The organism is Hahella chejuensis KCTC 2396 (assembly GCF_000012985.1).
Classification (GTDB): Bacteria; Pseudomonadota; Gammaproteobacteria; order Pseudomonadales; family Oleiphilaceae; genus Hahella; species Hahella chejuensis.
On the sequence record NC_007645.1, the window covers coordinates 2,112,262 to 2,137,548 of the forward strand.

Below are 25,287 nucleotides of genomic sequence, written 5' to 3' on the forward strand. Positions count from 1 at the left end.
TGATGAGACCTTTGGCATCTGAAACAAAAAATATATGGCTTATCTCGCTATCGTAAACAGCTTCGCACTAAACGAAGGGGGTCTACATACTTATTCCGCGCGCCTGCGCCGCGGGTGACAGGGTCTGACATGTGCAGGCCCTGTTGTTGCAGACAAATAGTAGGAAGCTATTTGTCTGCCTGATTAATAATGTACAAAGGTCTGGGGCAAATAGACTGTCAATTGTAAAATATTAATAAAAATTTATTACAAGACTACTCTTGTCGTTTCCAATCCGTATAATCGCGCCGTCGCTCGGTTTGCCCCCTACTCAGGGCGTTGCAGACCGCCCCACGATCAGGATGTAATCAGGATAGTTAAATGACTAAGTATGTCGCCTCCTTTCTCTCGACCGTCATTCTCGGTCTGTTCAGCTTTCAGGTTTCCGCCAAAGACTTTGGACCCGCACAGCGCTATAACGCTTTGGTGTTCGACGTGTTTGACGCCTTGTCCTCCGATGTGGAAGGTCGTCTCGCCGTCGGTGGCGACATCACCCTGAATAACTACAGTGTGGGCGATAAGCTGAATGCGTCTGAAGCGGGCGATGTCCTGATCGCCGGGGGCGATATCAAGTTTCCCAGCGGTCGCGTGTACTATGGCAATGTGATCGCCGGCGGCTCCGTCAAAGACATTGGCGATGCTGTGCAGCATGGCATGGCCCAAGGCGCCAAGATCAAGGGCGGAGCGACGCCTTCGGTCGATTTTTCAAGTGCGCAGGCCTATTTAGAGCAGCTTTCGCAAGATCTATCCAAGTTGAAAGCCAATGGCAAGGTGGAGTCCAAGTGGGGCGGGCTTTATCTGACGGCGGCGTGCGACAGTAATCTGCAAGTCTTCCAGCTCTCCGGCGCGCAGGTGTTTCCGGCGCATACCTTTGAAGTGGACCTTTCCTGCGCGCCAGCCGACGCCACTTATATCTTCAATATTGATGGCCAACAAACCGGTATGTCCGGGATGAGCCTGCAGTCTTTGGCGAACGTCGCCGACAAAGTAGTTTTTAATTTCTATGAAGCCTATGTGCTGGAGTTGGAGTCTATTGGCGTGGAAGGCTCCGTGCTGGCGCCGAAGGCGGAAGTGGTTAACCCCCAGGGTGTACTTCGCGGCCATCTGTTCGCCAAGGCTTGGTACGGGGAGATGCAGATCAACTGGGTTCCTTTTACCGGGCGTTTGCCTGAGTCCACTCCCCCCAAGCCGGAGCAATGCCAGCTTTATCCCATCACGTTTGATTATGGCTCGCTGCCCTCCAGAGTTGGAGAAACGGTGATCCTGTATCCCGGTATGGATCAAGGGAATTTCATCTGGCTGTCCTGGACCGGCAGCGTCAAGCAGAGCGATTTGGTGAACTCGCTCACTTCCGCCAACGCAGATACCTATATCAATCCGCACGACGCGCAGGATCGCATCCTGAACCGCATGGACTGGATCAGCGCCGCGCCTGGCGTGAAGAACAGCAAGGCCGTGCGGACCGCCATGAATGGATTGCTAAATAAAGAGATTATCGTACCGGTATGGGGCGATCTGCAGGGCGGCGGCGCTAACCGGATTTATCAGGCGGCGGCATTCGCCAAAATAGCGATCACGGGATACAAGCTCAACGGTAAAGGCTATCTAACCTTCAAGTATCTGGGCGAGGAAAACTGTGGGGAAGCGACGGTTGAACCGCCCGTTGCACAAGACCAGGACGTCAGCACGAAAGAAGATCAACCCATCGATTTTACGCTGAAGGCGACGGGAGAATTCACCAGCGAAGCGGAGTTTGTCATCATCCAGGCGCCGCAACACGGATCTATTGCGCAACAAGGCGAAGCAATTACTTATACCCCGAATGCTGATTTCCACGGTCAGGACAGCCTGCGCTTCAAATTGGTCGACGGTGACGTTGAATCCAATGAAGCGACCGTCAATATTGCAGTCGTTCCAGTGAACGATGCGCCTTCCGCTAACGATCAAGCGCTGACAGTTGCGGAAGATCAGACTCTGGCGATTGTGCTGACTGCGCAGGACAACGATACGGAGACGCTGACTTTCACCCTGGTGAGCCAGCCTGTTAATGGCGTTCTGACGGGCGATGCGCCGACACTGACCTATACGCCCAAAGCCAACTTTCATGGCGACGACGCCTTTATTTTTACCGTCAGCGACGGCCAGGGCCAGTCTGAACAGGCTACGATTTCTATCACCGTCACACCTGTTAACGATCTTCCGGTCGCTCAATCACTCGAACTGGCGCTGGATGAAGACGCCTTTATCGATCTGACCTTGCAAGGCGCTGACATTGACAGCGACAGCCTGACGTTCTCCGTACTAGAAGGTCCGGCCCACGGAACGCTGAGCGGCGAAGCGCCTGCGCTGCGCTATACGCCAAGCGCCAATTTCAATGGCGTTGACTCCTTCACCTACCGTGTTAACGATGGCTTGGCTGACTCCGCCGTGGCCATCGTGACGTTGACTGTGCGCCCGGTGAGTGACGCCCCAGTGCTGACTGGCGAACCGCTCACCGTCACGCCAGAAGGTTTGGCCTACACCTATGCAGCCAACGCCACCGACCCGGACGGCGACGCCCTGGCGTTTCATCTGGATCAAGCCCCGCAAGGCATGACCATTGACGCCGCCAGCGGCCAGATCAGCTGGACGCCGCCGCAAGATTACGTGCAATCCGTTAAAGAGCTGAACAGCCAGTGTTACGTCACCCATATCGGCGACGTCAGCACGGACAGCAATGGGTCAACCACCAGCGCTCAGGTTAATCATCCCGATCTTCGCCTGGGCGCTATCGCTCTGGAAGCCGGGGCGGACCATGCGTATCAAGTTAGCGTAGCGCTATCCAATCGTGGCCTGGCGGACGTCAGCGCACCGGTGGACGTGTCCTTTTATGTAGGCGCGCCGGAGAACGGCGATCTATTGGGAACGCAGCGTTTGACCCATCTGGCCAGCGGAGAAACCGCTCGTCTAAGTCTGGGCGTATACGATTATCTGCTGACTGACGATATTTATGTGACCATGGCGGTCAGTCAGGTGGTGGAAGAGTGCGACATTCGCAATAACCAGGCGCGCGCCGCCCTGGTTTCGTTGCGCGTATCCGATGCCAGCGACCTTTCTGACACGCGCTTGTTCGCCATCAACGTGGAAGACCGTAATGCCGGCCCTGTCATCACCAGTGATGCGGAACTGCAACATCAGGGCGGTCAGACGCTCAACTTCCAAGTTAAAACCACCGATGCAGACATCGGTGACGCTCATCACTTTACATTGGTGTCCGGCCCGGAAGGCTTAAGCATTGACCCTCGCACCGGCCGCTTGATCGCCAACATTGGCGATCTGGCTGCAGGCGATTATCAGATCGTCGTGGAAGTAGAAGACCTGCGCGGCGCTACGACCCAACAGACGCTGACTTTGTCCATTGCTAAGAACTTGCCGCCGCAGATTGTGAGTTCGCCAGTATTAACCGCCAGTACGACACTGCAGTACGCCTATGATGTCGAGGCGACAGACCCTAATGAAGGCGACAAACTAACCTATACCTTAGTGAATCAACCGGCAGGCATGAGCATTCAGCCCAAGTCCGGTCTTATTGCCTGGTTGGGGGATGAGCGCTACGTGGATAACCGCGCGGATGATAATGGTTACTGCGCAGCGGACCCACAAGACTTGCGAACGCTTGATCCGGTAATCAAGTGGTCCTGGCCACTGGACGGCGAATCCATACCTCATGACGAATATAACCAGGTCATGCATACCCCTCTTGCCGTACCGCTCTATGACACAAATGGCGATGGCAAGCTGAATGATAAAGATGATATCGCCATTATTTTCCAGTCTTTCAGGAAATCTGGTTACCAAAACGCGGGATTCCTGCGCGCCATTTGGGCCAAAGACGGGACGCATATCTGGACGTCCGAGTCCGTCAGGCCTTACCCACTAAGATCAATGGCCGCGGCGGATCTGGATGGCGATGGGACGACGGAAATTGTCATCATAGACATCACGGAAAAGCTGAGTGTCGTCTCACATGAAGGCGAGCTGGAATGGCAGGCGGATACGCTGGAGCAAGCCCAGTGGGGTGGACCCTCCATTGCTGACCTGGATCAAGACGGTTCGCCGGATATTATTCTGGGGCGCGCGCTATACGATAACCAAGGCAATCTCAAATGGCTGGGTAAAGCGCGCTTTGGCGTTAACCCTCAGGGCGAGAACGCCAGCGGTCCGCTTACCTATGCGGCGGATATCGACCTGGATGGCGATATGGAACTGATCGCCGGCCCTACCATCTATGACCACACGGGTAAACGTATTATTACCAACGGCGAGGGAACATCCGCGTTAGGAAACTTCGATAGCGATGACTTCCCTGAAATCGTCAACGTTTATGACGGCTATCTCTCTCTGTATAACCATGACGGCAGTGTCATCTGGAAAGATAAGAAAATTGAGGGCGGCGGACGCGGCGGCCCGCCTGTGTTGGCGGATTTGGACGGCGACGGCGTGCCTGAAATCGGCGTCGCCGGCAAGACCCGCTATGGGGTCTACAACGCCAATGGCGACGTTGTCTGGAGTCAACCTACCCGGGACCAGTCCTCTGGCGTAACCGCGTCTTCCGCTTTTGACTTCAATGATGACGGGCGCATGGAGATTGTGTACGGGGATGAGTATTACTTGCGCGTCTATGACGGCGTCAGTGGCGATGTCATCTACGAAATTGAAAATGTCAGTGTGACCGCACACGAATATCCAGTCATTGCGGATATTGATCACGATGACCATGCGGAAATTATTGCCGTCAGCAATAGCTTCTTTGATGTGACCAACAAAGGGTTGCATGTCATTGAAGACGCCACGGATTCATGGGTGGGGACGCGCAGCATCTGGAACCAGCATGCGTACAACGTTAATAACATCAATAATGATCTAAGCGTTCCTGTGCATCCCACAAAAAGCTGGTTGGATCATAACAGCTTCAGGGCCAATGTATTTCCAGATCAGCCCGGCGTAGGCCAGGCGGATTTGACGGTATACGGATTGCGACTGGATGGCGGCGCTATCTCCGTGACGGTTAAAAACCGTGGCCGCAAACCCGTAAATACGGCATTCAATGTTAACCTGTACCACCTTGCGCCTGGCGGCGACAAAGAGCTGCTTGGTTCGCAGTCTATTGCAAAATTAAGCGCCAGCGAGGCGCTGAACCTGAACTTCCCAGCGAACATAGACGGATTAACCGGCGATTTGTTGGCGGAAGTCATTACGGACGGAAGCTTTCCTGAGTGTTTGACTAACAATAATCGAGTGTACGCGGCGATTATTCGGGCGTCTGTGTCGGATGAAGCCGGCTTGTCCGACTCCCAGGTCTACGCCCTGTCTCTGCAGAAAGAGAACTCTGCTCCTGCGATTGTCAGCGCCACCATTATTGAGGCGACCGCTGGGGTCTATACGGATATGCAAGTCAGTGTCCAGGACGTGGACAGCGGCGATAGCCATACCTTTGAATTGATTGATCCGCCAGGTAATGTGTCGATTGGGCGCTATTCAGGCTTGCTGAAAGTTAAGAATCCAATAGAAGGCAGCTACTCCTTCCGCGTGCGTGCGACCGACTTATCCGGCGCAAAGGCTGAACAGGTTGTCTCCCTGGTTGTCTCCAGTCCCGATAACCTGGCGCCCGAGTTTACCTCTACACCAGTCACATCCGCCAAACATGGTTTCAAATACGAGTATCAAGCTCAGGCGGTTGATCCAGAAGGCGATGAGGTGATTTACGTTTTAAGCCGGAAACAGGACGGCATGACCATCGATAGTCATACTGGTTTGGTGCAATGGACGCCCGAAGAACGGCACATTGGCGTAAAGTCAGCGGAAATCAGCGCGATCGATGCAAAGGGCGCGGTGCGTAAGCAGTATTTTGTAATTGATGTTAACTGGGGCTATCTACTCAACCACGCGCCTCGCATTGTGTCCTCGCCGAACGGCTCTGTATATGTTGGCCAGCAATATGAATATCAGGTTGTTGTCGATGATGCAGACTCAGATACCGAGTTCGATTATCGCCTGTTAGCTTCCGAAGAGGGCATGACTATCTCCGACACAGGGCTATTCACGTGGCGTCCTTCTGCGGAGTGGGCCGGTAAGACCGCGCGAGCCGAGATTGAAGTGCATGATCGTAAGGGCGGTTACGCAACGCAGAGCCTGAACTTGCCCGTCAACCAAGGGGCGAATCACGCGCCTGCGATTACCAGTGCGCCCCCTTTGAGCGCGGCGGCGAACGATAGTTATGTCTATGTTATTAGAGTGGTGGACCAAGATGGCGATGCGGTTTCTCTGAGCTTGAGTCAGTCGCCTAATGGCATGACTCTGGCTGATGGCGTGATTACTTGGACGCCCTCTCTGGCGCAGGCCGGTCAGGCGCATGAGGTCATTCTACGCGCCGAAGACGCCCGAGGAGCGGCCTTTGTGCAGACGTTTGGGGTGGTTGTGAACGACCCCTTGGCGCCGAATACTGCGCCGGTCATTGATAGCATTCCCAATTCTCCCGCTCGCATTGGCGTGGAATATATTTACCAGGTAACCGCTCGCGATGCGGATGGCGATACGCTGACTTATCAGTTGGAAAATGCGCCAGACGGCATGGCGATTAATGACCTGGGAGCCATTCGCTGGATGGCGTCAGCAGAGCAGCAAGGCCAATACCAGATCACGGTGATCGTTAGCGATAACCGGGCGCGTGCTGTGCAGCGCTTCACATTGCAGGCGGTTGCGGCGAATGATGCGAATGCGTATCCCGTTATCGTCAGTCGTCCCTTCGATCAGGCGTCGGTTGACCGGGAATACAGCTATCAGATTCAGGCCACGGACGCGGATGGCGATGCCCTTTCATATGGCTTGATGTCCGGGCCCGTCGGTATGTCTGTCGCCGCCGACGGCGCGCTGCGCTGGACGCCGGGGGCTGATCAGGTTGGCATCCAGGACGTGGTTGTCTATGCGGAAGATGGCGCCGGACGTTCACTGCAGAGCTATAGCATTAACGTCACTCAGAAAGTTAAGCCCCTGACGGCGACGGTCGTTGTCTCCCCCGAATTCGTTAATCCTGGCGATACCCTTTCCATCAACGTGTTTGTGGACGGCGGTCAAAGCGCACCAACTATCGCCTTGTGGCTGGATGGGGTGGAGACGGCGATGGGTGATTTCGGTCAAGTGGTCGTTAACGCAGAGACCATTGGCGTACACACCATCGAAGTTGGCGTGACGGATGGCGTGGATACGGTGATTGAAACCGCGCGTTACGCGGTCCGCGACGCCGCTGACGAGAACGCGCCCCTGGTGAGTTTAAGCGCGCCTACTCAGGATGCGATTATCACTGCGCCGACGGATGTGATTGGCTCAGTGCAGGATGGGAACCTGGCGCTTTATAAAGTCATGCTTTCGCCACGAGGACAGCAGGCCTGGCAAGTGATTGCTCAAGGCGGTGAAAATGTAAGCGAGGCCAAAATCGCCACCTTTGATCCCACGTTGCTGCTTAACGGTCAGTACGATGTTGTGCTGTACGCTGAAGATGTAAACGGCTTGAGCGCAACCGCCAATACAGTGATCGCCGTAGAGGGCGACCTGAAGGTCGGCAACTTCTCTATCACTCTGGAAGACCTGAATATTCCTGTGGCGGGCCTGCCTGTTCGGGTGACGCGAACCTACGACAGCCGCCGTCGCTCTGAGGCGTTGGACTTTGGTTATGGTTGGAGTCTGGGCTATCAGGATGTGAAGATTGAGGAATCACGCACGTTGGGCGGCCTCTGGGCGTTAAATCAATACAAGCGCGGTCCATTCAGTCTGATTCTCGACTTCTGCGTTGAGCCGCTGGGCGCGCCGACGGTGACGGTGACGCTGCCGGACGGCGATGTCGAGCGCTTTGAAGTCTCCGCTTCTCCTCGCTGCAATACCTATACGGCAATGGAGGACGTTGAGCTGGCGTTTAAGCCGGTTGGCGATACGGCGTCCACGTTGGAAGCGTTGGATGATGCGTCTGGCCGCTATGTGAATGGCAAGCTGGTGGATAATGATACATTTTCCCGCGCGCTGGACCCCAGCCGCTACCTGTTAACCACCCAGGCCGGCTACAAATATTACCTGAAGCAAGGCGTTGGCATAGAAAAAGTGGTCGACCCCAATGGCCACACCCTGACCTACACCAACGATGGGATCTTCCATTCCAGTGGCAAGGCGGTGCGCTTTACCCGTGACAGTCAAGGTCGCATTGTCAGCATGACCGATCCTAATGGAAGCGAGCTGACTTATACCTATGACTTTAACGGTGACCTGGAAGTCAGCACTGACCCCATGGCGGCGCAAACCAGCTATACCTACAACCGCTCTCACGGTTTGCTGGATATCATTGATCCGCTGGGCCGCACGATAGTCAAAAATATTTACGACGATGCGGGGCGTCTGATGGCGCAGGAAGACTCAGAAGGCCATCGCACTGAGTTTGATCATGATATCGAAGGACGTCAGTCCGTCGTGACGGATCGTAACGGCAATACGACCTTCCTGTATTACGATGATCGCGGCAATGTCACCTCCAAGGTCGACGCGGAAGGCCATACCTGGTCCTACGCCTATGACGATCATGGCAATCAGTTGAGTGAGACGAACCCGCTTGGTTATGTCAGTTCCGCGACATTTGATGAGCGCAACAATCAACTGACGCAAACGGACGAACTGGGCAATACGGCTTCGTTCACCTACAACACCCGCGGCCAGGAACTCACGATTACCGATGCGAGTGGGGACGCCTTTACTAACGTCTACGACTCTATCGGCAACCTGTTGTCGGTCACGGACCCGCTGGGGAATGTCGCTGAAAATACGCTGAATCGAGACGGTCTGGTGGAGAAGACCAAGGATGCCCTGGGCAATGAAACCCAGTACACCTATGACAAGGACGGGAACAAGCTTACCGAGGTCAATGCGCTGGAGCAGCGCACCATTTACACCTATGACGACAACGGCAATGTCCTGTCGGAAACCCGCAAGCGTACGGTGGATGGCGTCAAGGTCGATGAAACCACTCGTTACGTCTACGACGCGCGCAACCGGGTTATCGAGACCCAGTATGCTGACGGCTCCAGCACGCAAACCGAGTATGATCTTGCGGGCAATCAAATCGTCACCATCGATATGCAGGGACGTCGCACGGATTACGAGTACGACGTCTATGGCCGTCTGTTAGCGACGACATACCCGGATGGAACCTCGGAGAGCAAAACCTACGATGTGGAAGGCAATGTCCTGACGGAAACCGATCGTCTGGGGCGGGTCACTGGCTTTACCTACGACAAACTGAATCGCGTTGTTCGTACTGAGCTGGCGGACGGCTCATTCTCCAGCGTGACCTATGACGCCGCCGGACAGGTTGAGTCCGAGACGGACTCCAAAGGTAACGTCACTCACTACGAATATGACGCGGCAGGTCGTCGCACCGCCGTGATCAACGCCCTGAATCAGCGCCATAGCTTCGTCTACGACGCGGACGGCAACCTGATCAGTGAAACGGATGCGAACGGTCACACGACGACGTATGAGTACAACATCCTGGATCAACGGGTTAAAACCCTGTTCCATGACGGCTCAAGCCTGCAGGAAACCTTTGACGCTCTTGGTCGTCGCCTGAGTAGCATCGATCAAGCTGGTCGAGTGACCCAGTACGCTTATGACAAGCTGGGCCGTTTGATTGCGGTGACGGATGCGCTGAATAACGTCACTTCCTTCACCTATGATCAGGCCGGCAATAAGCTGACGCAGAAGGATGCGGAAGGCCGCACGACGCGCTGGACCTATGACGCTATGGGCCGTGTGCTGACGCGGACGCTGCCGATGGGACAGATGGAGTCCTTCAGCTATGACATCGCGGGCAGGCTGCTCAGCCATACTGACTTTAATGGTCAGACGACCGCCTATACCTATGATGTGAATGATCAGGTGAGCCGCATCGACTACGCAGATGGCGAGGTCGAAACCTTTACCTATAACGCCATTGGCGCTCGTCTCACTGCGACGAACTCTTTGGGAACGACAAGTTATCAATACGACGCATTGAACCGATTGGTGGAAGAGTCGCAGCCGAATGGCGCGGTGCTCAGCTACAGCTATGACAAGGCGGGCAATAAAACCTCCGCCACCGTCACCTATCAGGGTAAAACGGAAACGACCACGTACCTGTACGATACGTTAAACCGTCTGAGCAAAGTGATCGATCCTCAGGGCGGCGAGACTCTGTACGCCTACGATGCGGTGGGTAACCGTGAGAGCGTGACGCAAGCCAACGGCCAAACCACCGCCTATGTCTACGACGCCTTGAACCGACTGACGCGTCAGACCACGGCAGATGAGGCGGACAACGTCATCGCCGATTACCGTTACACCCTGCACAGCACGGGGAGACGGGAGCAAATCGAAGAGCTGCACAACGGCCGGGTGTCGACCTATACCTATGACGCTCTGTATCGCCTGACGCATGACGCCATCAGCGATCCAGTCAATGGCGACTACAGCGCGGAATACCGCTTCGACAACGTCGGCAACCGCACCTACAGCATCATCGACGGCGTGCACACCGCCTACAGTTATGACGACAATGACCGCCTGACGCAACAGGGCGGCGTTACCTACGCGTATGACGCCAACGGCAATACGCTGACGGAAACGGAAGACGGTCTGGTCACGGCTCGTTACACCTACAGCGCGAAGAACAAACTCCTCGCGGTAACAAAAGCGGGTGAGACCACCAGCTTTGGCTATAACCCGGACGGCATTCGCACCTGGAAAGCGGCAAGCGGCGCAACCACCGACTTTATCGTCGACCAAAACCGCGACTACGCTCAAGTACTGCAAGAAGTCGTCAACGGCGCCAATCAGGTCAGCTACGTCTATGGCGACGACCTGCTAAGCCAGGCAAGAGCCGGCGACGTCAGCTACTATGTCTACGACGGCCAAGGCTCCGTCCGCTCTTTAACAAACCAGACTGGCGTCCAAACCGACAACTACCACTACGACGCCTTCGGCATCCTGCTGCACAGCGAAGGAGACACCCCGAACAGCTACCTGTACACAGGAGAGCAATACGATGCATCCCTGGATCAGTATTACCTAAGGGCGAGGTATTACGACCAGAACCAGGGGCGGTTTACGCAGATGGATACGTGGATGGGGCTTAACTCTGATCCTGTGACGTTGCACAAGTATCTTTATGCTAATGCTGATCCTATCAGCTATGTCGATCCAACTGGAAATTTCTCTATTGGATCAATAATGACTGCTGTTAATGTGGTGGGTACTTTATCTTCGGTTGCTCAAACCTCATATAATGTATTCAAAATTGCAACAGGTGAAGGTGAGTTTGACGCTAAAGCTGTAGGTACAGAGATTCTGCTAACTATGCTTGGTGGATCGGCTGGCAAATTGTTAAAAATGCTACCGAAGAGTGTAAAAGAAAAAATGAAAAATACCTTTGATGGTGTAGCATGTTTCTTTAATAGTTTCCCTGAGGGAACTATGGTTCACACTGAAAACGGATTGGTGCCGATAGAGAAAGTGAAAATTGGCGACAAAGTTTTAGCATTTAGTGAGGAAACAAAACGGTTTGAATATGAAGAGGTAACACACTTAATTCAGAATGATGCGAGTTATGATTTTGTAATTATTGAATTGGAAACGGGGGAGGTAGTAGAAGCTACTCCTGAGCACCCATTTTACTCTGACCTTCATTGGAAGCTAGCCAGCGAATTAAAAGCTGGTGACCAGTTGCTATTGGCTGAGGGTGTTTCATCGATAAGAAATGTTTCTAGGGAACTTCGTCAGGAGAAAGTTTTCAATATTACAGTTGATAATCTTCACACATTCTTTGTCGGTAAGGACGGAGTGCTTGTCCATAACGCAAATCAAAACAACGCTTGTAAGTTTAGAGGAATTAAGGCAAAAGGGTTTGACTTTGAGCATATCCTGAATAATCACTCAGTTCGGGGGGCGGTAGCTAAAGTTAGAGGTCCAAAGAATGACGTTTTCCCTCCTAATATGAGTGACAAAGAAATTATTAATGCAGTTAAGCGTGCATGGAAAGAAAGGAGATTGCATAAAGTGCAAGAGGGTGGCGTGGACCTACAAGGCGTTAAGTTAGCGGATCGTATGATATATGTAGGGGTTGATCCTAATACTGGTATTAAAATTAAAATGGTTATAAATAGAAATACTAAAATAGTGGAAACTGCCTTTCCGCAATAACCATTTGGAGGTTGGATGAATATTAAAATAGGTGCGATTGATTGTTTTGATGGAAATGCTGTTCACGGCGGCTTGTTGCCTATGTTTATTTGCTTGCAAGAAGGTGGAGATTGTTATCCGGCTGATGACTGGGTGGACAATGCAGAAGTAGTGGTGGGCTGGTGGACTCAGAGTGTTATTGATCTTATTAAAGGAGGAGAGGGGCAAGGGATATGTTTTATGGAGGGTGGTTATGATATTGATTTAAAGTATAAGAGTGAGGTGTTTTATTTGGATTCTGAGGATGGGGAGATATCATGGATTGTAAGTAAGGAGGGGGTTATAAATGCTCTTGTGGGCGCATATGAAAAATTGATAGAGATATATAAGAAAATAGGAGTTGACAATCCTGTTGGCTTTTATAAGTCTATTGAGTTACTAAAGAGTCAGTTGTAAATCAAAGGTGCAGGGTTGTTGATTTGTCAGAAAAAACAAATCAAGCTTTCAATATTTCATCCAATGAGGTGGTTCAGTGTGTCAAAGTGACATATTGCTACTGGGGGTTAGTCCCATGAATTCTAGAGCCTGTTCACACTAATTAATTTATCAGCAATTAGTGTAAATGAATGATTGATTAAAACGTGATATCGAGCTTACCAAGTCGGGAGAAAACTCTTCTGGAATTAGGCAGACAATAAAACCTCCGCCACTGTCACCCATCAGGGTAAAACGGAAACGCCCACGTACCTGTACGATGCGTTAAACCGCCTGAGCAAAGTGATCGATCCTCAGGGCGGCGGAACCCTGTACGCCTACGATGCGGTGGGCAACCGTGAGAGCGTGACGCAAGCCAACGGCCAAACCACCGCCTATGTCTACGACGCTCTGAACCGACTGACGCGTCAGACCACGACGGATGCGGCGGGCAACGTCATCGCCGACTACCGTTACACCCTGCACAGCACGGGGAGACGGGAACAAATCGAAGAGCTGCATAACGGCCGGGTGTCGACCTATACCTATGACGCTCTGTATCGTCTGACGCATGACGTCATCAGTGATCCAGTCAATGGTGACTACAACGCGGAATACCGCTTCGACAACGTCGGCAACCGCATATACAGCATCATCGACGGCGTGCATACCACCTACAGCTACGATGACAATGACCGCCTGACGCAACAGGGCGGCGTCACCTACGCCTATGACGCCAACGGCAATACGCTGACGGAAACCGAAGACGGTCTGGTCACGGTGCGTTACACCTACAGCGCGAAGAACAAACTCCTCGCGGTAACAAAAGCGGGCGAGACCACCAGCTTCGGTTATAACCTGGATGGCATTCGCACCCGGAAAGCGGGAAGCGGCGCCACCACCGACTTTATCGTCGACCAGAACCGCAACTACGCCCAGGTGCTGCAAGAAGTCGTCAACGGCGCCAAACAAGTCAGCTACGTCTACGGCGACGACCTGCTAAGCCAGGCAAGAGCCGGCGACGTCAGCTACTATGTCTACGACGGCCAAGGCTCCGTCCGTTCTTTAACAAGCCAGACCGGCGTGCAAACCGACAGCTACCACTACGACGCCTTCGGCATCCTGCTTCACAGCGAAGGAGACACTCCAAACAGTTATCTGTACACCGGAGAGCAATACGATGCGTCATTGGATCAGTATTACCTAAGGGCGAGGTATTACGACCAGAACCAGGGGCGGTTTACGCAGATGGATACGTGGCTAGGAAAAGAATGTACTCCGATCACGTTAAACAAATATATCTATGCCAATTCAGACCCAGTTCGCTTTGTTGATCCAAGTGGGTATTTTGGATTAGCTGAGATTGGTGCAGCCCTAAATATTCGTGGAATTCAATCAACTTCTGCACAAGCATCATTCAGAGTTACAGTCAAGAAAATTGGGAAAGAACTGGCTTGTATTGCAATCGAAGAAACAGTTACTAATTTAATTATGCAACAATTAACAGGTGGAGTTTATATTCTGGCTGATAATGGTGCAGGTTATGTTGGCAGAACGAATGACTTTGATCGCAGGATGCAAGAGCATACTCGTAGTGGCAAACGGAAGGTTGAAAAGGTGCTTGCTTTGTTCCACATGGAAATGGATAGAAATGAACAGCGTCTAGTTGAGCAATTTTTTATGGATTTGTTTAGAGAGGCAAATCAACCATTGACAAACACTAATAATTCTATCGCTCGTAATCCGACATCTAGAAACTCTCGAAATTTACGGAGAATGATGGATAGGCTGGATTTTTGTGATTGATAAACTCGGTTAGAGGAAAACTACTTTGGAACCACAAGCTGTAAATACTCTCGTAGATGAAGCCGAATCATTACAGGAATCGGTTTCTGGTCAATTGAAAGGGTGTATACCGGATGAACTAAAGCATTTGTTTAAAGATACATCGTTGTTTTTTCAAGAAGAGATTCTTGCTCAATGGCGTATTCAAGAACGTTATGATGAGTTAATTGACTATATTCTATACCAGCATGAAGAGCATGGTGGTGAAGATTTTTGGAAGCAGGTTCTTTTGGACCTTAGATTAAAAAAAGATGAGGTAAGAGCCTTTAGGATGTTGGAAGGTCTTCTACCTAAAAGGTTGGATCGGGTTAAGGTTTGCAGTAAAAACCTGAAAAAATATCCTGATAATTATCTAAGTGCCGCCAACTTGGGAGTTGCGAAAGGGGAAGCTTTGAAGGTGCTTTATGAATATGCCTATATCTTGGAGAACAAACCGGCCGATCAGATTGATAAGGCTAAAGTAAAGAAGGTAAAAGGACAGATAGAAAAAGTTCTATCAATGTAGGAGTAAAGCTTGCTGCAAAAATAGGCTGCTGTTTTGTGAAAGTTGCATTATATATGAGAGTCGGCTATTCAAGCAGTATCTCCCAGGTGAGTTCTATCTACCTATACATTGGTTGAGCGTGCGTATGTTAGTACGTCAGGCATTAAATGAAATTGCCGTGTGATTGGTAACTTCCATCCAGTAAGGGGGGGGGTGATCAATCTTGGTATGTATGTAAGAAATAAACTTTTTCTGTGTTTACTCTTCATTTTTATGGTTTCATGCACACAGGGAAATAATAATGATAGTAAAGTGGATAAGATAAATATGCGAAATAAAGTATTGTCTGAGTTGAACTCAGGGTATCGGCTCGACGCCATGAACTGGCTAGATTTCTTGAAGTGCTGGAGTAGAAAGCAGGAAGCTTTACTGGTGGATCATGATCGCGAGCCATTTCTAAAAATCACTCACTCTCCCAACAGAATGGCAGGGGCGCGAGAATATAAAAAAGATTTTATTGAAAGTAGTCTGAGAGTTAGCGCTCCTAACTCTCTAGTTCATTTCTATAAAGCTTTTTTGGAATTAAATGGAAGCTTTATTGAGGATGGAGACTTTGAATCAAAAGGATTTTATAATCCTTCTAATCTCAAAGAGTTGAGCAAGTTTGGCTCAGAGTTTGAAATTCTGGACGCAGAATGGGAAATTGAATCTGAAGATGAGAGTTATTATCGATATGGAATAGATCAAGACACTGCAACTGGTCGAACAAGCTATTTAAAAAATGCAATTGTCATAGGGAAATACGGGCATTCATACAACGACTTGATAGTATTATATCCAAACTCCAAAACGAGAGATGGAGAGATGGAGGCAGCATTATTATCTTTTGCATCAGAATTCAGGGCCCCTTCTTTTGCGGAGCTAATGAGACAACTTAGTATCCTAGAAACCGAAAGTAAGGACTTATTGCCCCCATATCCACAGGAAGCCTTAAAAGAAACATGCGCTGAATATTTACCACTTGAAAATGTTTGGTGGAAATAGAACAAGGCTTTTATTATTGACTAGGCATCGATATAGGCATTCTGTACCGCATATTTGATGCTTGGGTGATTAAAGTATTTTTTCACCCTCGCAGGCTCCTTTTGCAACATACGCAAATGTGATTGGATTTTCTTTTTGAGACTCCCTTTCATTCACGCTGGGGTGCTCAAAACTCTGTGCCAGCCAAGTTGCGGATTGGTGTGAGCGTCTAATCGGAGATTGTTCAAAAACCTGTGGGGGGGGACGTAACGAGTTTACTGCCCTTTTCGTATTTGGCTTGGCCTTGATCCAAACCACCAAGTAACGGCCGTCGTTGTCAGAAATAACATCTGCGCGATGGCCTCTTTGTATAGGACCATTAAATCGACCGGGCTTAGCGCGTCAACACCACCGAGATGGCGGCTTATATTCAGGGTGACAAACGTCGCCAGAATAAGCAGATAGACAGTAATTAGCGGTCGCATCAGGCCTCGGATAGCGTCCACAAACCACATCCCATACGTTTGGCTCTGCTCTGAACCGGCTGGTGGAACAGTCGCAGCCGACTGGCGCGGTGCTGAGCTACAGCTATGACAAGGCGGGCAATAAAACCTCCGCCACTGTCACCCATCAGGGTAAAACAGAAACGACCACGTACCTGTACGATACGTTAAACCGTCTGAGCAAAGTGATCGATCCTCAGGGCGGCGAAACCCTGTACGCCTACGATGCGGTGGGCAACCGTGAGAGCGTGACGCAAGCCAACGGCCAAACCACCGCCTATGTCTACGACGCCTTGAACCGACTGACGCGTCAGACCACGACGGATGCGGCGGACAACGTCATCGCCGACTACCGTTACACCCTGCACAGCACGGGTAGACGGGAACAAATCGAAGAGCTGCATAACGGCCGGGTGTCGACCTATACCTATGACGCTCTGTATCGTCTGACGCATGACGTCATCAGCGATCCGGTCAATGGCGACTACAGCGCGGAATACCGCTTCGACAAAGTCGGCAACCGCATCTACAGCATCATCGACGGCGTGCACACCGCCTACAGCTACGATGACAATGACCGCCTGACGCAACAGGGCGGCGTCACCTACTCCTATGACGCCAACGGCAATACGCTGACTGAAACCGAAGACGGTCTGGTCACGGCGCGTTACACCTACAGCGCGAAGAATAAACTCCTCGCGGTAACCAAAGCGGGCGAGACCACCAGCTTCGGTTATAACCCGGACGGCATTCGCACCCGGAAAGCGGGAAGCGGCTCCACCACCGACTTTATCGTCGACCAGAACCGCGATTACGCCCAGGTGCTGCAAGAAGACGTCAACGGCGCCAAACAAGTCAGCTATGTGTACGGCGACGATCTGCTAAGTCAGGCAAGAGCCGGCGACGTCAGCTACTATGTCTATGACGGCCAAGGCTCCGTCCGCTCTTTAACAAACCAGACCGGCGTCCAAACCGACAACTACCACTACGACGCCTTCGGCATCCTGCTGCACAGCGAAGGAGACACTCCAAACAGCTACCTGTACACAGGAGAGCAATACGATGCGTCATTGGATCAGTATTACCTGAGGGCGAGGTATTACGACCAAAACCAGGGGCGGTTTACGCAGATGGATACTTGGATGGGGGTTAACTCTGATCCTGTTACCTTGCATAAGTATCTTTATGCAAACGGTGATCCCATCGGGCATACTGATCCCACTGGGAACTTTAGTCTGGGGGGGTTGAGTGTTGGCTTAAGGATGTCTATTTCGGCGCCAATTAACCTGTTGGGGATGAGTATAATATTATCTAATGGAAACTCATTATCTCATCTTGAGGAAAAACCTGAACGGGCCGCATCTAGGCTATCACTGGGGCTTGCTCAATTTAAAGTTAAGCAATGCCGCTTATTTAAAGATGATAAGTGTAATGCTGGCATCCCTATCTTAATATATGGCGCTCAATTGGGTGAACTTACCCAGCATGTATATGATGCTCAAATGTATGGTAAAACTCCCGTGTTGAGTAAATTGGTTGAAGAGCATAGTAGAACATGGCTTCAAAAGAGGCCTGAATGTGACGGAAATAGTCCAACGGTTCACTGCGATGAATACCCGTTCGCTATTTCTGAGCAGGGCGGTGAGGAGAACTATAATCGCGGCGGTGTGTCACTTAGGCTAATAAACGGATCTAACAATTGCGCTGGAGGTGCTTGCTTAAAGCACTTCTTTAAAAAGTGTGGAGTAGATGCAAATGACCAGTTTAAAAAGTGGTTTGGCGTGATCGCAGACCCAGGCTTACCTATTAAAAGAGAATATGTCTGTACAAAGGACTAGGAGAGCGCAATGAGTGTCTGGAGTTCATATGTAGATATGTTGGTTAAGTTAGGAGTGGATTTTGAGCTGCTTTCTGGAGCAAATTTTGCTGAAATCCAGATTTTAGAGGCACTTGTTGGGTTTGGTATCCCGCGAGACTTAAAAGAAATATACTTTGTTAATAATGGTCAAAAGTATGGTTTTGGCCCAATATTCATTGACGCATATAATTTTCTGTCTACGCATGCTATTTGCGATGTATGGAACATGTGGAGGGAAAGTCTTGATGAACATGAAGATATAGGTTGGCGGAAAAGTTGGCTACCTTTTTCACAAAATATTGCTGGAGATATCTATTGCTGTGTACTTATGGATGAAGAAGTTTATAAAGCTGGAAATATACTCAGGGTTGGAACTCAGAGCGATCAAGAAAGGTTACTATCTAATGATATTAATAATTTTTTGAGAGATACTATAACTAGCGTTAAATCTGGGAAAGTTGTCTATAGAGAGGATTTGAACGCTATTATAGGTACCTAGAGGCTGTTATTAACCCGCTTAATTCATAGACACCCTGATGCCGCCAATGCCTTCATCGCCGTCGGCAGCATCAGGCACACGAATGCAATGAAGTGAAAGCCCGCCAGTACGGCCGACAGACGCTGATAATCTCGGCTCAACCGCCGAAATGGTTAGATGACCGCCTATACCTACGACGCCTTGTATCGCATGACGCGATCAGCGATCCGGTCAATGGCGACTACAGTGCGGAATACCGTTTCGACAACGTCGGCAACCGCATCTACAGCATCATCGACGGCGTGCACACCGCCTACAGCTATGACGACAATGACCGCCTGACGCAACAGGGCGGCGTCACCTACGCGTATGACGCCAACGGCAATACGCTGACGGAAACCGAAGACGGTCCGGTCACGGCGCGTTACACATACAGCGCGAAGAACAAACTCCTCGCGGTAACCAAAGCGGGCGAGACCACCAACTTTGGTTATAACCCGGACGGCATTCGCACCCGGAAAGCGGCAAGCGGCGCAACCACCGACTTTATCGTCGACCAGAACCGCGATTACGCCCAGGTGCTGCAAGAAGTCGTCAACGGCGCTAAACAGGTCAGCTATGTGTACGGCGACGATCTGCTAAGTCAGGCAAGAGCCGGCGACGTCAGCTACTATGTCTACGACGGCCAAGGCTCCGTCCGCTCTTTAACAAACCAGACCGGCGTCCAAACCGACAGCTACCACTACGACGCCTTCGGCATCCTGCTGCACAGCGAAGGAGACACCCCGAACAGTTATCTGTACACCGGAGAGCAGTACGATGCATCCCTGGATCAGTATTACCTGAGGGCGAGGTATTACGACCAGAACCAGGGGCGGTTTACGCAGATGGATACGTGGGCAGGTAATCATCGTTTCCCTATGACATTAAATAAGTATATTTATGTTTTAAGCGATCCTCTGTTTTACTCTGACCCAACAGGATATGTTCCAAGCCCCTATGAGTCTAACTTCGGACAGGCGGTAGATGACTATGTATGTGATGAGTATCGTGCATGGGCTATGTCGCCTACAACGAAATGTGACGCTCCTATAGTTCATAATTACTTTGGCGATTTTCTGAAACCAGATATATTGGATATACAAAATAAGCGATATGCTGAAGTTAAGCCACTGTCAATAAGCGGAATTGCAAGTGGGACTACGCAAATGAAAGCTTATGACTCAGCATATGGAAAGTTTGGCCTGTCAAGAGAGATAGGGTTTTTTCCCGCACCAACAAGTGTGCAGGGGACTGAAGTTTACTTCTTTAATAGTGACGGGGTTATCTTTTATACCGACGATGATGATGAGAGGAGCAATATGCGAGGTGTGCCATTAACTTCAATGAGTAGAAAGTATCGAGCATATTGGACAGGTAGAAGATCAATGTACAGGAACTTGACATCTCCTCTTTCTACATATGATAAAGTTGTGCTGAGTGGGGTTGGTGCTGCTATGGCCTTGCAAGGTGCAAGGTGCAAGGTTCGTGATTATGGCTGTTCCTCCAATGATGCTTAGGTTCTAAAAGTGAATTTGATAATGCACTCTATTAATTGTTAAATGGTTTTATAGGGAGGAATAAGATGGGAATGGTGTTGTATTTTAAAGAGATTTCAAGAGATGAATATGTTGGGTTGAGTGAAGGAAATATAAATGTTGAGGACTTTTTATTCCCAGAAGATATCGAAGACCCATTCGTTGGACAGTTTTGCTTAGGTAAAATATGGCATGTCCTCCATTATATTATAAGTGGTGATCCAGGTGGCCATGCCGAGTATTCATCAATGGCAATTATGGGAGGGAGGCCTGTTGGCCCTAACTTGGGCTATGGTCAGGCACGCATAATTGATGTGTGCGAAGTCAAAGAAATTAGTGAAGTGCTTGAAATGATCGATTTTAGTATGAAATTACAGAGCCTCAAGCGGGAGGAGAGCGATATTAAACAGATCTATCATGGTGAAATTCTGAAAGATGATGGAATAGGTGAGATAATTAAATACTTTGATAAACTTAAAGCTTTTTACTCAAAAGCTTCTGGGAATGATAGTGCGCTACTTATATATTTAGCATGATGAGAGTCACCATTATTAACCAGGCATCGATATAGGCATTTTATGCCGCATATTTGATGTCTAGTTAATAATTATTTTCGCAAACTACTCGGCCTCGACCCAAACCACCAAGTGACAGCCGTGGTTGTCAGAAACAGCATCTGAGCAATTGCCTCTTTGTACAGGACCATAAGATCGACCGGGCTGAGCATCCCGACGCCACCGAAATGGCGGCTAATATTCAGGGTCACAAACGTCGCCAGAATAAGCAGATAGACAGTAATCAGCGGCCGCATCAGGCCCCGGATAGCATCGACAAACCATATCCTATAAGTTTGGCTCTGCTCTGAACCGGCTGGTGGAAGAGACCCAGCCGACTGGCGCGGTGCTCAGCTACAGCTATGACAAGGCGGGCAATAAAACCTCCGCCACCGTCACCCATCAGGGTAAAGCGGAAACGACCACCTACCTGTACGATACGTTAAACCGTCTGAGCAAAGTGATCGATCCTCAGGGCGGCGAAACCCTGTACGCTTACGATGCGGTGGGTAACCGTGAGAGCGTGACGCAAGCCAACGGCCAAACCACAACCTATGTCTATGACGCCTTGAACCGACTGACGCGTCAAACCACGACGGATGCGGCGGACAATGTCATCGCCGACTACCATTACACCCTGCACAGCACAGGGATACGGGAACAAATTGAAGAGCTGCACAACGGCCGGGTGTCGACCTATACCTACGACGCCCTGTATCGTCTGACGCATGACGCCATCAGCGATCCGGTCAATGGCGACTACAGCGCGGAATACCGCTTCGATAAAGTCGGCAACCGCATCTACAGCATCATCGACGGCGTGCACACCGCCTACAGCTACGATGACAATGATCGCCTGACGCAACAGGGCGGCGTCACCTACGCCTATGACGCCAACGGCAATACGCTGACGGAAACCGAAGACGGTCTGGTCACGGCGCGTTACACCTACAGCGCGAAGAACAAACTCCTCGCGGTAACCAAAGCGGGCGAGACCACCAGCTTCGATTATAACCCAGACGGCATTCGCACCCGGAAAGCGGAAAGCGGCGCCACCACCGACTTTATCGTCGACCAGAACCGCGATTACGCCCAGGTGCTGCAAGAAGTCGTCAATGGCGCCAAGCAAGTCAGCTATGTGTACGGCGACGACCTGCTAAGCCAGGCAAGAGCCGGCGACGTCGGCTACTATGTCTACGACGGCCAAGGCTCCGTCCGCTCTTTAACAAACCAGACCGGCGCTCAAACCGACAGCTACCACTACGACGCCTTCGGTATCCTGCTGCACAGCGAAGGAGGCACCCCGAACAGCTACCTGTACACCGGAGAGCAATACGATGCATCCCTGGATCAGTATTACCTAAGGGCGAGGTATTACGACCAGAACCAGGGGCGGTTTACGCAGATGGATAAATACCAAGGTAGGAAAGGAGCCCCCCTAACGTTACACAAGTATTTATACTCGCATGGTGACTCAGTTAATGGTACTGATCCATCTGGGTATATGACATTAATGGATGTATCTGCCTCGCATAATCTCTTAGGTTCTATGATCGGACGTAGCATCTCAGTAATCAATGCCATCGATAAGCTTCAAGGAGCGATTGGGGTTGCGCAAAGTGTGGCGCAAGCCTTTAGTCTTCTTGCTGATCCCTTTAGGATGAATCAATTAAGCAGTTACCTAGATACATCTAATAAGCAGTTCGAAGGAGTATTAGATTCTGACGCAGCAGAGCATACAGCAGCAGTGTTGAAGAGAAACGCAGGAAAGCTAGCGAGATCAGTTGCTACTCATAAATACAAGACCTTAGGTCGATACCTTAAAGACAAAAAATCTTCTGTGGTATTTTATTTGCCTACGCCGAGCGTTAACCCAGGGCCCTCGCAGATGCTACCTGCGCCATTAAAGTTGCGCTTTCCTGGCTTTGGCAGTAAACCGGTTAAATTGGCAGTAGGTGGCCATGCAACTCGATATTTTGGTGTCGGATTTACTAGCGGTAGTTCTGCAAAAGCTTCTTTGGCAAATCAGCGACAACTATTTAGAGTGGATTGGAAGATTGTTGGAAAACATAGTCCTGGGGATGGTAAGAATGCTGACTACTGGGTCGATGATGGTTTGGAATTTCATGTGCCGAGGGAACCATAGTGAAGAAATTAACTTGGGACGACTGCAAAGCTAGAATACGAATATACAATGGCGCTATTGCATTCTCCATAAACTATTGGCGAAATGCATTAGCTTTTGATGAAGAGATATTTGGGAGATTGAAGGATGCCTTTGTATTTGAAGGCCCCTTAGACGAAGAAAACGCTTCTGTTGGTTTTTTTTATTTGACCCCAGAGAATAGAAGTGAAATTTATATTGAAAGGCTTATGAGAAATGATTTGGTAAAGCTATTTGTTGCTGGCGCTAATGACGTTTTTTACCAATGTATTCCTGAATCATTGATGGTAGAGTTGGGCGAAATTGGTGAGTTTTCATCGAGTGCTATTCAAGCGGCAAAAACCATCAAGGGTTGTGAATGGCTTATTCTCAGTGATGGTAATGAGCATGATGAGCCGTTTTATTTGTTTGAATCATAAGTAACACGATGCGTTAAACCGTCTGAGCAAAGTGATCGATCCTCAGGGCGGCGAGACCCTGTACGCTTACGATGCGGTGGGTAACCGTGAGAGCGTGACGCAAGCCAACGGGCAAACCACCGCCTATGTCTACGACGCTCTGAACCGACTGACGCGTCAGACCACGACGGATGCGGCGGACAATGTCATCGCCGACTACCGTTACACCCTGCACAGCACGGGGAGACGGGAACAAATCGAAGAGCTGCATAACGGCCGGGTGTCGACCTATACCTACGACGCTCTGTATCGCCTGACGCATGACGCCATCAGCGATCCGGTCAATGGTGACTACAGCGCGGAATACCGTTTCGACAACGTCGGCAACCGCATCTACAGCATCATCGACGGCGTGCACACCGCCTACAGCTATGACGACAATGACCGCCTGACGCAACAGGGCGGCGTCACCTACGCGTATGACGCCAACGGCAATACGCTGACGGAAACCGAAGACGGTCTGGTCACCGCTCGTTACACCTACAGCGCGAAGAACAAACTCCTCGCGGTAACCAAAGCGGGCGAGACCACGAACTTCGGTTATAACCCGGACGGCATTCGCACACGAAAAGCGGGAAGCGGCGCAACCACCGACTTTATCGTCGACCAGAACCGCGATTACGCCCAGGTGCTGCAAGAAGTCGTCAACGGCGCTAAACAATTCAGCTACGTCTACGGCGACGACCTGCTAAGCCAGGCAAGAGCCAGCGACGTCAGCTACTATGTCTACGACGGCCAAGGCTCCGTCCGCTCTTTAACAAACCAGGCCGGCGTCCAAACCGACAGCTACCACTACGACGCCTTCGGCATCCTGCTGCACAGCGAAGGAGGCACCCCGAACAGCTACCTGTACACCGGAGAGCAATACGATGCATCGCTGGATCAGTATTACCTAAGGGCGAGGTATTACGACCAGAACCAGGGGCGGTTTACGCAGATGGATACGTGGATGGGGATTAACTCTGATCCTGTTACGTTGCATAAGTACTTGTATGCTAATGCTGATCCGGTTGGTCATATTGATCCGACAGGGAATATGTCTCTAGAAGGGCATATGGCTGGAATAGGTGTTATGGGGACACTGCTAACCCTTACACTGAATCAGTATCAAGTTGGGCAGAGCTTCGCTAATGGGAGATCTTTAGCTGGAGGTAGGTATACTGATCAGGAAATTGGCTGGCTTACACTTGCCTCATCATCTCCTAAGCTAATGAGTTTAATTAGTGTCAAAGCTAAAACGAAGGATAACAGCCAAAAAATAGTTCCTTTGGCAAGAGCCGTTGAAGATGTAGAACTTGCAAGTTTATATACATGCAATTGTTTTGCTCTTGGTCCCAACATGTGGCCTAAACAATTTTTTAATACAGTTGGGGAGGCGCATAAATTTGGAGGTGATTATTTGCTCGGTAAACTCAAAATAGAGCGTTATCATATAGTTGAGGTGTCAATATCTGAGAGTATGCGGAGGGAGCTTCGTGATAGCTATGAACCGGGCATTGGGCCAATAGTTGAAGTGCCTAATGAACTTCTGCCTGCATTTAATGCAGATATGAAACTTCATGGTGGGTGGACTTACACTTCAACTCATCCATGAACAAG

General features: G+C 50.4%; 12 protein-coding genes and 1 pseudogene. 12 read left to right on the top strand and 1 reads right to left on the bottom strand.

Annotation, left to right across the window (positions count from 1 at the left end; genetic code table 11):
* Positions 1-360: 360 nt before the first annotated feature.
* The 7 genes from HCH_RS09390 (at position 361) to HCH_RS09425 (ending at position 18,956) form a co-directional block, all read left to right on the top strand.
* Positions 361-12,291 carry an Ig-like domain-containing protein gene (locus HCH_RS09390; protein WP_011395975.1) on the top strand — a complete coding sequence of 3,977 codons (11,931 nt, stop codon included), beginning with the start codon at positions 361-363 and terminating at the stop codon, positions 12,289-12,291.
* Positions 12,292-12,306: 15 nt separating this feature from the next.
* Complete coding sequence (locus HCH_RS09395) at positions 12,307-12,726, top strand: hypothetical protein (RefSeq protein ID WP_011395976.1); 420 nt, start codon at positions 12,307-12,309, stop codon at positions 12,724-12,726.
* Between the two features lie 321 nt (positions 12,727-13,047).
* Positions 13,048-14,550: an RHS repeat-associated core domain-containing protein gene (locus HCH_RS09400; protein WP_011395977.1), complete on the top strand. Its 1,503-nt coding sequence runs from the start codon at positions 13,048-13,050 to the stop codon at positions 14,548-14,550.
* Positions 14,551-14,575: 25 nt separating this feature from the next.
* Complete coding sequence (locus HCH_RS09405; protein ID WP_011395978.1) at positions 14,576-15,094, top strand: hypothetical protein; 519 nt, start codon at positions 14,576-14,578, stop codon at positions 15,092-15,094.
* Between the two features lie 159 nt (positions 15,095-15,253).
* Entirely contained in the window at positions 15,254-16,117 is an 864-nt protein-coding gene (locus HCH_RS09410; RefSeq protein WP_041598540.1) for a hypothetical protein, read from the top strand.
* 667 nt (positions 16,118-16,784) lie between these two features.
* The gene (locus HCH_RS09420; RefSeq protein ID WP_420794871.1) at positions 16,785-18,437 is read left to right on the top strand and encodes an RHS repeat-associated core domain-containing protein; all 1,653 of its coding nucleotides are present in this window, start codon (positions 16,785-16,787) and stop codon (positions 18,435-18,437) included.
* 9 nt (positions 18,438-18,446) lie between these two features.
* Positions 18,447-18,956, top strand: a complete 510-nt coding sequence (locus tag HCH_RS09425) for an SMI1/KNR4 family protein (RefSeq protein ID WP_041598541.1) — start codon at positions 18,447-18,449, stop codon at positions 18,954-18,956.
* 23 nt (positions 18,957-18,979) lie between these two features.
* Here HCH_RS09425 and HCH_RS34695 read toward each other — a convergent pair.
* A pseudogene (locus HCH_RS34695) lies at positions 18,980-19,105 on the bottom strand (IS5/IS1182 family transposase); the annotation flags it as partial.
* A gap of 450 nt (positions 19,106-19,555) precedes the next feature.
* Here HCH_RS34695 and HCH_RS34700 point away from each other — a divergent pair.
* The 5 genes from HCH_RS34700 (at position 19,556) to HCH_RS34990 (ending at position 25,282) form a co-directional block, all read left to right on the top strand.
* Positions 19,556-20,494, top strand: coding sequence for an RHS repeat-associated core domain-containing protein (locus HCH_RS34700; RefSeq protein WP_238385012.1), 939 nt, complete (start codon positions 19,556-19,558; stop codon positions 20,492-20,494).
* A 65-nt stretch (positions 20,495-20,559) separates the two neighbouring features.
* Positions 20,560-21,048: a YfbM family protein gene (locus tag HCH_RS09435; protein ID WP_011395986.1), complete on the top strand. Its 489-nt coding sequence runs from the start codon at positions 20,560-20,562 to the stop codon at positions 21,046-21,048.
* A gap of 478 nt (positions 21,049-21,526) precedes the next feature.
* Complete coding sequence (locus HCH_RS09445; RefSeq protein ID WP_420794872.1) at positions 21,527-23,212, top strand: RHS repeat domain-containing protein; 1,686 nt, start codon at positions 21,527-21,529, stop codon at positions 23,210-23,212.
* On the top strand, positions 23,212-23,649 hold the full coding sequence (locus HCH_RS09450; protein WP_011395988.1) for a hypothetical protein: 438 nt from the start codon (positions 23,212-23,214) through the stop codon (positions 23,647-23,649). The genes HCH_RS09445 and HCH_RS09450 overlap by 1 nt, the downstream gene beginning before the upstream one ends.
* 31 nt (positions 23,650-23,680) lie before the next feature.
* Positions 23,681-25,282: an RHS repeat domain-containing protein gene (locus HCH_RS34990; RefSeq protein ID WP_011395989.1), complete on the top strand. Its 1,602-nt coding sequence runs from the start codon at positions 23,681-23,683 to the stop codon at positions 25,280-25,282.
* Positions 25,283-25,287: the final 5 nt, after the last annotated feature.

Bases quoted from the DNA above. Each gene is read 5' to 3' on its own strand.
- HCH_RS09390 (WP_011395975.1), top strand. From the start codon at position 361: ATGACTAAGTATGTCGCCTCCTTTCTCTCGACCGTCATTCTCGGTCTG.
- HCH_RS09395 (WP_011395976.1), top strand. From the start codon at position 12,307: ATGAATATTAAAATAGGTGCGATTGATTGTTTTGATGGAAATGCTGTT.
- HCH_RS09425 (WP_041598541.1), top strand. From the start codon at position 18,447: ATGAGTGTCTGGAGTTCATATGTAGATATGTTGGTTAAGTTAGGAGTG.
- HCH_RS09435 (WP_011395986.1), top strand. From the start codon at position 20,560: ATGGGAATGGTGTTGTATTTTAAAGAGATTTCAAGAGATGAATATGTT.